We start from the raw sequence: 9,867 nt of genomic DNA on the forward strand, positions 1-9,867 counted from the left end.
CTGACGGTGGCGCTGCCGGTGGCTCAGTGCGCGAAGTGGCGGGTCCCCGTGAGGTAGACGGTCGCGCCGGCGGCCTCCGCGGCCGCGATCACCTCGGCGTCGCGCACCGACCCGCCCGGCTGGACGATGGCCCGCACCCCGGCGTCCAGCAACAGCGCCGGACCGTCGGGGAACGGGAAGAACGCGTCCGACGCGGCGACCGAGCCGGCCGCGCGCTCACCGGCCCGCGCGATCGCCAGCCGTGCGGCGTCGACCCGGTTGACCTGGCCCATGCCGACGCCGACCGTGGCGCCCTCGGAAGCCAGGACGATCGCGTTGGACTTGACCGCCCGGCACGTGCGCCACGCGAAGGCCAGGTCGGCCAGCGTCGCGTCGTCCACGGGGGTGCCGGTGGCCAGCGTCCACTTCGCCGGGTCGTCGCCCTCGGCGTCGATGATGTCCTTGGTCTGCATCAGCAGTCCGCCGGACACCGCGCGGATCTCGGCCCCCGCCCGGTGCGGCACGGGTGCGGTCAGGATGCGGATGTTCTTCTTGCGCGACAGCACGTCCAGCGCACCGTCTGCATAGGACGGCGCGAGGATCACCTCGGTGAACACCTCCGCCACCTGCTCGGCCATGTCCACGGTGACCTCGCGGTTCGACGCGATGACCCCGCCGAACGCGCTCAGCGGGTCACACGCGTGCGCGCGCCGGTGCGCGTCCGCCACCGCACCCACACCGTCCACCGTGGACACCGCGATGCCGCACGGGTTGGCGTGCTTGATGATCGCGACACACGGCAGCTCGTGGTCGAACGCCGCCCGCCACGCCGCGTCGGCATCGACGTAGTTGTTGTAGGACATCTCCTTGCCGTGCAGCTGCTCCGCCGTCGCGAGCCCGCCGCCGCCGTGGCTCGACACGTACAGCGCCGCCTTCTGGTGCGGGTTCTCCCCGTACCGCAGGACGTTGCGGCGCTCCCAGCTCGCCCCGGCCCAGCTGGGGAAGATGTCCGCCTCGGGCGCGAGGACGCTGCCCATCCAGGACGCCACCGCGATGTCGTAGGACGCCGTGTGCCGGAAGGCCGCCACCGCCAGCGTCCGGCGGTCGGCCAGCGTGAAGCCGCCCTCGCGGACCTGGGACAGCACCCAGTCGTAGCGCGAGGGATCGACGACCACGGCGACCGACGGGTGGTTCTTCGCGGCCGCGCGGACCATCGCCGGCCCGCCGATGTCGATCTGCTCGACGCACTCCTCGGGGTCCGCGCCGGACGCGACGGTCTTCTCGAACGGGTACAGGTTCACGACCAGCAGGTCGAACGGCTCGATGCCCAGCGACCGCAGCTGCTCGGCGTGCGCGGGCTTGCGCAGGTCGGCCAGCAGGCCGGCGTGTACCCGCGGGTGCAGCGTCTTCACCCGCCCGTCCAGGGACTCCGGGAAGCCGGTGACCTGCTCGACCGGCGTGACCGGCACGCCGGCGTCGGCGATGGTGCGTGCGGTGCCGCCGGTCGACACGATCTCCACACCGTTCGCGTGCAACCCGGTGGCGAGCTCCAGCAGGCCCGCCTTGTCCGACACGCCGATCAGCGCCCGGCGCACAGGGCGCCGCTCGTCAACAGTCACGGGATGCTCACCTTTCGTCCGTGCACCGTGTAGCCCTCCCGGGCCATCAGCGCGATCACGTCGACCAGCAGGCGACGCTCCACCATCTTGATGCGCTCGTGCAGCGCGTCGACATCCTCGCCGGGCGCGACGGTCACCGCCTGCTGGGCCACGATCGGGCCCGTGTCCACCCCCGCGTCGACGAGGTGCACGGTGCAGCCGGTGACCTTGACGCCGTGCGCCACCGCGTCGGCGACCGCGTGCGCGCCGGGGAACGCCGGCAGCAGCGCGGGATGCGTGTTGACCACCCGGCCGGCGAACCGCTCGAGGAACGTCGGCCCGAGGATCTTCATGAAGCCGGCCGACACCACCAGGTCCGGCGCGTACCCGGCGACGGCCTCGGTGAGCGCCTTGTCCCACGCGGCCCGGTCGGGATGGTCGGCGAGCCGCGTGACGAAGCTCGGCAGCCCGGCACGCTCGGCCCGGGCGAGCCCCTCGATGCCGGGCCGGTCGGCGCCGACCGCGACCACGTGCACGGGGTAGCCGGGGTCCGCACTCGCGTCGAGCACGGACTGCAGCAGGGTTCCGGAACCGGAGACCAGCACGACGACCCGCGCGGGGACGTCCGGTCTCACCGAAGCCGACTGACTCAGCGGAGGCTCCGAAGCGTGGCGGAAGAGCGCATACCCGCAGCTTAGGCGGCCAGAACTTGATCACTGCCCGGGGGCGGACATCCGTTGGCCCGCGTGCCGGCGGCCCGCTGGGTTCGCCGCGTGCTGGCGACGAGCTAGTCGACGACCTTGGCCTGGTTGGACCGCTGGTCCGGCAGCACCGGCGCGACCACCGGCTCGCCGTCCTCGAGGTCCGCGTCGGCCTCCACGTCAGCCTCCGCGTCGGCGCCCGGTTCCAGCTCGGTCTCCGCGGCCGGCTCGTCGTCGGCGTCCTCGACCTCGGCCGCGTCGACCTCGACCTCGGCGTCCTCGACCTCGTCCTCGACCTCGGCGTCGTCCGGGGTGATCAGGCCCGGCGGCTCGTCGCGCACCGGGCGCGGCCCGCTGAACCACGCGGTGACCGCCGCCGGCACGCCGATCCACAGCACCAAAGCCATCGACACCGCGGCCGCCCGCATGCTGACCGGATCGAACGGGCCCATCCCGACCCGGCCGCCCGCGCTGCCGGCCAGCACGACGAACGCGATCGCCACCACGCCGGCCGCGACCGCGGCACCCCTGACCCGCGCCATCGGCTCGTCAGAAGCGTCCCGCAGCCGCCGGCCCACCAGCACGCCGATGCCCAGCGGCAGCAGGAACAGCACCGGCCACCACGCGGCCGGCTCCTCGGGCAGCGCGGCCAGCAGCGGCAGGCCCGGCACCGGACCGCCGCTGAACTCCAGCGGGGACACCGACACGATGCCCATCGAGAACCCAGGCCCGGCAAGGAATCCCGCGCCTGCGATCACCGCGTTCGGCACGAAGCCGGCCGACAGCAACAGCATGCCCATGCCGTTGCCGAACCCGGGCGCGAACGTGGCGAACAGGTCCTTGGCCGTGGCCACCGACGTGAGCAACGCGAACGTGAGCACCGCCGCGCCGGCCGCCAGCAGCAGCACGACGGCGACCGCACCGGCCCGCAACCCGCGCAGCGCAACGGGATCCGCCCGCTCGACCAGCGCGTCGACGAGCCCGCAGCGGCGCGCCACACCGATGGTCGCGGCGAGCGCGGCGATGAGCGCCGGGTAGTAGAACGCGGCGAGCGGGTCGACCGAGACCTGCTCGTCGGACACCACGAGCGCGATCGCGAGCCCACTGCCGCCGTGCGCGAGCGCGAGCGCGCCGACCACCTGGCCCGCCTGCCAGGGCCCGTACAGGCCGAGGCGTTCCGCCGCACCGGCCGCGGCCCGCGCGGCGATCACCACCATGCCGACGGTGGGCAGCAACGGGAGCATGCCGAGCTCCAGCCCGCCGATCGCGATGGGCACCTGGTGCGCGGCGAGCCAGGCGGGCAGCGCGGAGAACACGACGCCGGTGGTGGTGAAGTGCGCGAGCGGCGCGATCGCGGTGACGAACGCGAGAAGCGCGGCGACGGCCGCGTATCCGGTGAGGACCGAGCCGAGCGCGGCGACGGTCAGGACCCGGATGCGGGTGAACGTCGAAGGATCGGCCACGTCGCCAGCACCGTCGACACCGGTGCCGACGTCGCCGTCGGCGGCATCGAGGTCGAGGGACGGCGCCATGTCCCCCACTGTCGCATGTGGATTGGGCCGTTCGGGTGAGGCTCGCCGCCCTGTACCGCATCAGGTGAAAGGTGTCACTGCACGTCAATGGGGGTGGCACCGGTTCTCCGGCGCCACCCCCATCGGGTGGTTTGTCAGCCCTGCTGCTGCGGATATCCACCCGGCGGCGTGCCCGGGGGCGGCTGCTGGGGCTGGCCGAACTGGCCCTGCTGCGGGGCGAACGTGGTCTGCTGACCCGGCGGCCCCTGCGGCGGGAACGGACCCGGCTGCTGCGCGGGGAACTGGCCCGACGGCGGGTACATGCCGGGAGGCTGGTGCCCGTACGGGTTCGGCGCCGGCGGCTTGAGGATGCCCACCTCGAACAGGTACGACACCACCAGCGCGGCCAGCTCCACGATGCCGAAGACCAGGATCATGATGAAGCCGACGCCCGTGCTCCCGCCCGACGGGATGGCGCTGAAGCTGAACAGGTGCCCCAGCACGGCGCCCAGGACAACCACCGCCGGAACCACCCCGAGACTGGTGCCCTTCGGCAGCAGCCCGGTGATGGCGAGCAGGCCGCCGATGAAGAACAGCACGGGAAGCCAGCCGACGCCCACCTCGTACAGGCTCTGGCTGATACCGCCCCCGGACGCCGCGGGCGCCAGGCCCATGAACAGGTTCACCAAGCCGAGACCGGCGCCGACCAGCAGCAGGATCTGCGCCAGGCTGAGCTTCACACCACCTGTGGCGGGAGGAGGTCCATACCCGGGACCTTGAACTGGGTGCTGCGGCCCTTGACCGGGGTAACCACCCGGTGCACCGCCTGGGTACGTCATCGCGTTGCTCTCCTCAGCTCACTCGACGCGATAGCAAACGAGCCGGCTGCGAACGAAGCCAACTCTCTCAACCTTCGGACGACCGAGGCCGCCGGGTGGTTCCCCCGCGAGGCCGAAGACCATCGTGGGGCCGGACGCTACACCAGCTTCTGACCCCATGTCCGGGTGACTCGCGGGCTGTCCTCAGCCTGCCTTCGCGACGAGCAACCGGGCGAGCTCGGCCGTCTCCGACGGGGTCTTGCCCACCTTCACCCCCGCCGCTTCCAGGGCTTCCTTCTTCGCCTGCGCGGTGCCCGACGAGCCGGACACGATCGCGCCCGCGTGGCCCATCGTCTTGCCCTCCGGCGCAGTGAAGCCGGCGACGTAGCCGACGACCGGCTTCGAGACGTGCTCGGCGATGTAGGCCGCCGCGCGTTCCTCGGCGTCGCCGCCGATCTCGCCGATCATCACGATGACCTCGGTCTGCGGGTCGGCCTCGAACGCCGCCAGGGCGTCGATGTGCGTGGTGCCGATGACCGGGTCACCGCCGATGCCCACCGCGGAGGAGAAGCCGATGTCGCGCAGCTCGTACATCAGCTGGTAGGTCAGCGTCCCGGACTTGGAGACCAGGCCGATCTTGCCCGGGCCGGTGATGTCGGCCGGGATGATGCCCGCGTTGGACTTGCCGGGGCTGATCACGCCAGGGCAGTTCGGGCCGATGATGCGGGTCCTGTTGCCGGTGGCGCGGGCGTGGGCCCAGAAGCCGGCGGTGTCGTGCACGGGGATGCCCTCGGTGATCACCACGCACAGGCCGATGCCCGCGTCGATCGCCTCGACCACCGCGCTCTTGGCGAACTTCGGCGGCACGAACACGACGGTGACGTCGGCGCCGGTGGCCTCCATGGCCTCGCCGACGGAGTTGAACACCGGCAGCGTGAGGCCCTCCTTGACATCGGAGAAGTCCGCGCTCTTGCCGCCCTTGCCCGGGGTGACGCCGCCGACGACCTTGGCGCCGGAGGCCAGCATGCGGCGGGTGTGCTTGGTGCCCTCGGCACCCGTCATGCCCTGAACGATGATCTTGCTGTCGTCGTCGAGGAAGATCGCCATCTCACGCCCCCTGTGCGGCAAGCTCGGCGGCCTTGTGCGCCGCGTTGTCCATGGTGTCGACCTGCTGCAGGCCCGGCAGCGCCGCCTCGGTGAGGATGCGCCGGCCCTCGTCGGCGTTGTTGCCGTCCAGCCGGACCACGATCGGCTTGGTGACGGCGTCGCCGCGCGACTCCAGCAGCTGGAAGGCCTGGACGATGCCGTTGGCGACCTCGTCGCAGGCGGTGATGCCGCCGAAGACGTTGACGAAGACGCTGCGCACGTCGCGGTCGGAGAGGATGATCTCCAGGCCGTTGGCCATGACCTCGGCCGAGGCGCCGCCGCCGATGTCGAGGAAGTTGGCCGGCTTCACGCCGCCGAACTCCTCGCCCGCGTAGGCCACGACGTCCAAAGTGGACATCACCAGCCCCGCGCCGTTGCCGATGATGCCGACCTGGCCGTCGAGCTTGACGTAGTTGAGGTCCTTGGCCTTGGCGGCCGCCTCCAGCGGGTCCTCCGCGGCGATGTCGACGAGGTCGGCGTGGCCGGGGTGGCGGAAGGCGGCGTTGTCATCGAGGGTGACCTTGCCGTCCAGCGCGACGATCTTGTCCTGCGGGTCGCGGACCAGCGGGTTCACCTCGACCAGCGTGGCGTCCTCGGCCACGAAGGTCTTCCACAGCGCCACGACGACCTCGGCGATCTGGTCGGCGACGGCCTCCGGGAACTTGCCCGCGGCGACGATCTCCTTGGCCTTGGCCAGGTCCACGCCGGCGATCGCGTCGACCGGCACCTTGGCCAGCGCGTCCGGGCGCTCGACGGCGAGCTGCTCGATCTCCATGCCGCCCTCGGCCGACGCCATCGCGAGGAACGTGCGGTTGGTGCGGTCGAGGAGGAAGGAGACGTAGAACTCCTCGGCGATGTCCGACGCGGGGGTGACGAGCACCCGGCGGACGATGTGGCCCTTGATGTCCAGCCCGAGGATGGCTTCGGCCTTGGCCTGCGCGTCGGCGGGGTCGTCGGCCAGCTTCACACCGCCGGCCTTGCCGCGGCCGCCGGTCTTGACCTGGGCCTTGACGACGACGGTCTGGCCGAGCTCCTCGGCGACCGCGCGCGCCTGGTCCGGAGTGTCGGCCACGCTCCCGGGCAGCACTGGCACGCCGTGGGCCGCGAAGAGGTCCTTGGCCTGGTACTCGTACAGATCCACTCGACGGTCTCCTGATCTACGTTCGACGACTCGGTGGAGTGACCCCCGCGATTCGGGGGTTCGGCACGGTAGAAGACCCTAGCGACGTGCGTGGACACCCGGCACACGGCGTCCGGTGAGGTCCCTCACGCCCGGTCGCCGCGGGCCCGTTTGCCGACCGGCTTCTTGACCGTCTTCGCCGGCTCCTCGGGCCCCGACTCCTTTTCCGGCGCCTGCTCGTTGTCCGGCGGCTGCTCCTTGTCCGGCGGCTGCTCGTTGTCCCGCGCCTGCTCGTTGTTCGGCGCCTGCTCGTTGTCCGGCGCCGGTCCCGCGAGGGCGATGCCCGCGGCGACCAGGAACGCGAGGCAGCAGGCCATGGCGAGCCAGGTGCCGGAGCCGGCCGCCGCGTCCGGCGTGCGGTCGCCGGTGAGCGGGAGCTCGAGCGCGTGGACGCCGACGACCGCCGCGGCGCCGAGGAGGAGCGCGGCCGCGCGGGCGGGGCGGGCCATGGTGGAGATCACGCCGGCAGCGATCACCACGAGCATGGCGATGACGAGCCCCCACGACGCGAGCCGGAACTCCGACCAGATGCCGGGCGCGACGAAGTCCGGCGAGGTGACCATGGGGAAGCCGAAGGCGCCGATGCTGAACAGGATCGCCGCGCCGGCCGGTGCGGCGACGGACGTGTGCAGCGTGCGCTCGGTGAGGTCGACGTCGTCGCGCTCGGCACCGCCGGCGACGGCGGCGCTGACCGCGGCGGCGGCCGCGATGACGACCGCGGCCGCGGCGAACCACACGCCGGCGCCGATGTGCACCGTCTCGCTGACGCCGGAGCCGGTGAACGCGGCGTCGAGGGTGGCCGCGCCGACGAGGACGATCGAGCCGAGGCTCACGACGAACGCCGGGCGCACGGCCGCGGCCCACCGGTTGGTCAGGAGGGTGGCGCCGAGGAGGCCGACCAGCAGGCCGGCGGGGATCAGCTGGCGGTTGGCGTAGGTCTCGGGCGCGGGGAGTCCGTCGACCACCAGCTGTGGCCCGAACGCGCCGACGAGTGCCGCGACGCCGGCGAGGATGCCGAGGACACCGGTGACCAGGTGCACCCGGCCGGACTCGAGCTCCAGCTCCTCGTCCTCCCGCGCGTCCGCGTCGTCGTCCCGCGGGTCCGCGATGCTCACCCCGCGCAGGACGAAGATCGCCAGCGTCAGCAGGGCAAGCGGGATGAGGGCGAGGTAGGGCCCGGGGTCGGGGTGCAGCCGGTCGACCGACAGCCCGGCGACGATCTCCGGCAGCGAGACCGCGGCCGTGCCCAGGAGCACGCCGAGGATCACGCCCCGGGCGACCGCGGGCCGGGCGGACCCGGCCGCGAACACGCACCCGCCGACGACCGCGGCGACGACGAGCAGGAGGCCGGCCCGGACCAGCGTGGGGCTGTCGATGAGGTCGTGGCCGAGCTGGAAGGCGTTGTCGGAGCGGAAGGGCGGCATGACCAGCCCGACGGCCGCGACCGTGGCGAAGGCGAGCGCCCAGCCCATGGCCCGCCCGCGGGCGTTGACCGAGGCCGGGCCCGCGTCGACCTCGAGCCCGTACGCCGACCCCGGTGCCGCGCCCGCCCGCCCGGCCGCGAGGACGCCTGCGACGGCCGCGGCGAGGTGCCCGCCGAGCAGCAGCCAGAGCCCGGTACCCGGCGTGAGCGCGGCCAGGCTGGTCGGGATGACCAGCTCCGGCCGTGAGACAAGGAGCCCGTCCTGCACGAACTGCAGGTCGACGAGCGCGCGGCCGGGCGCGAGCAGCGCGACGCCGGTGAGGACGCCCGCGGCGGTGAGCGCGCGTCCGAACTGAATGAGCGCGATGGCGATCAACGGTGGCGCCACGGCGAGCAGCGTCAGCAGGGCCGTGCTGGCGAACCCCTTGCCGGGCGAGTCCCGGACGACCCCGAACTCCGGGCCGGCGATGAGGAGCGCCGCGCCCAGGACGGAGAGCCCCAGCGCGAGCCGGAGCCGGGGCGGGGCGTCGGACCAGCCGAGCCGCTCGGTCGTCTCGACCTGGCGGGTCCGCCGGCTGTTGGTCCGCCCGTGCTCGTGCTGAGAGGACGGCTCTTGCGGCGATCGGGTCCGCGAATTCATCGCCGAGCACGCTAGCAAGCCGCGAGCAGGCCGATGGGCGGAGCCCAACCCGCCACGCCGCGCAACCGCCCGGTTTTCCCCAGCCGGCCCACCTTCACGACGCCGACAAAGAAAGGCTCGCGCGCGAGGCGCGCCACCGCTCACACCGACAGCCGCGCAACACGCCTCCGCCCGCCAGCCCAACTATCCGGGCCGCCAGGTCGGCCCGGCCACAAACCCGCCAGCCGGGCCAGCCCAGCTCTGCCCGGGCCGGGCGCCGATTCAGCGCGCCCAGCCAGCCCCCCCAGCCAGCCAGGTCCAGGGCCCGGCCACGCCAGCCCGGCCACGCCAGCCCGGCCACGTCAGCCCGGCACGTCAGCCCGGCACGTCAGCCCGGCACACGTGCCGCTAGCAGTTCCGCTTACGGCCACCCGCCAGCGTCGCCGCCATTCCGCCCTGCCCATCTCACCCACCAGCGCCCCGAGGCCATGGGCGGTTCGGAGTGGCGGGTTCCAGGGTGTCGTTATGAGGCCCATTCCCCGGTCGGCCTGCCCAAGCCGGTCTGTTCTGCCCGGTCAGACCCGTGCCCGGCCACACCACGTCCAGGGGCGCCAGTTGATCTCGAAAAGGGGCATCTCGGGCACGAGAAACCGCCACGAGGCGCGTGTTCGGCCTGAGATTCAGTAACGTGGATCACATCGGCAAAGTAACCTCCGCTTCACTTTGGGTCATCGTCGCTGGCCAGCCGGTTCGAGGGCGCCACTCGAATGGCCGACACAAATCACGGAAGTTGCTCTAAGCGCTTTCCCTTCGTTACTGTCCCCCGGTCCGTTGTCACGGTCCGGTCACGAATTGGGCAGGGTCGGCAACCTGAATGCCGACCAGCCGGGAT

Annotated in this window: 7 protein-coding genes; all 7 read right to left on the reverse strand. The window is 72.6% G+C overall.

Annotated features, from left to right (window positions below; all coding sequences use genetic code 11):
• Window positions 1-23 precede the first annotated feature (23 nt).
• Window positions 24-1,598 carry a bifunctional phosphoribosylaminoimidazolecarboxamide formyltransferase/IMP cyclohydrolase gene (purH, locus tag VGD70_RS34125; RefSeq protein WP_331088786.1) on the reverse strand — a complete coding sequence of 525 codons (1,575 nt, stop codon included), beginning with the start codon at window positions 1,596-1,598 and terminating at the stop codon, window positions 24-26.
• The gene (gene purN, locus VGD70_RS34130) at window positions 1,595-2,212 is read right to left on the reverse strand and encodes a phosphoribosylglycinamide formyltransferase (protein WP_331088788.1); all 618 of its coding nucleotides are present in this window, start codon (window positions 2,210-2,212) and stop codon (window positions 1,595-1,597) included. Before purN ends, purH begins: the two co-directional genes overlap by 4 nt.
• Window positions 2,213-2,364: 152 nt before the next feature.
• Window positions 2,365-3,810, reverse strand: a complete 1,446-nt coding sequence (locus VGD70_RS34135) for a DUF6350 family protein (protein ID WP_331088790.1) — start codon at window positions 3,808-3,810, stop codon at window positions 2,365-2,367.
• A gap of 134 nt (window positions 3,811-3,944) precedes the next feature.
• Window positions 3,945-4,529 (reverse strand): DUF5336 domain-containing protein, encoded by a 585-nt coding sequence (locus VGD70_RS34140; protein WP_331088792.1) that lies wholly within the window; start codon window positions 4,527-4,529, stop codon window positions 3,945-3,947.
• A 282-nt stretch (window positions 4,530-4,811) separates the two neighbouring features.
• On the reverse strand, window positions 4,812-5,714 hold the full coding sequence (gene sucD, locus VGD70_RS34145; protein ID WP_331088794.1) for a succinate--CoA ligase subunit alpha: 903 nt from the start codon (window positions 5,712-5,714) through the stop codon (window positions 4,812-4,814).
• Window position 5,715: 1 nt separating this feature from the next.
• Window positions 5,716-6,894, reverse strand: a complete 1,179-nt coding sequence (gene sucC, locus VGD70_RS34150) for an ADP-forming succinate--CoA ligase subunit beta (RefSeq protein ID WP_331088796.1) — start codon at window positions 6,892-6,894, stop codon at window positions 5,716-5,718.
• Window positions 6,895-7,019: 125 nt separating this feature from the next.
• A complete protein-coding gene (locus VGD70_RS34155) occupies window positions 7,020-8,996 on the reverse strand; it encodes a hypothetical protein (RefSeq protein ID WP_331088798.1) in 1,977 nt (658 codons plus the stop codon).
• Window positions 8,997-9,867 lie beyond the last annotated feature (871 nt).

Origin of the sequence: Actinophytocola sp. (genome assembly GCF_036402745.1) — a bacterium.
GTDB lineage: Bacteria > Actinomycetota > Actinomycetes > Mycobacteriales > Pseudonocardiaceae > Actinophytocola.

What these genes read in the sequence shown, in the direction of transcription:
- VGD70_RS34135 (WP_331088790.1), bottom strand. Translation starts at nt 3,810, where the DNA reads ATGGCGCCGTCCCTCGACCTCGATGCCGCCGACGGCGACGTCGGCACC.
- sucD (WP_331088794.1), bottom strand. Translation starts at nt 5,714, where the DNA reads ATGGCGATCTTCCTCGACGACGACAGCAAGATCATCGTTCAGGGCATG.
- VGD70_RS34155 (WP_331088798.1), bottom strand. Translation starts at nt 8,996, where the DNA reads ATGAATTCGCGGACCCGATCGCCGCAAGAGCCGTCCTCTCAGCACGAG.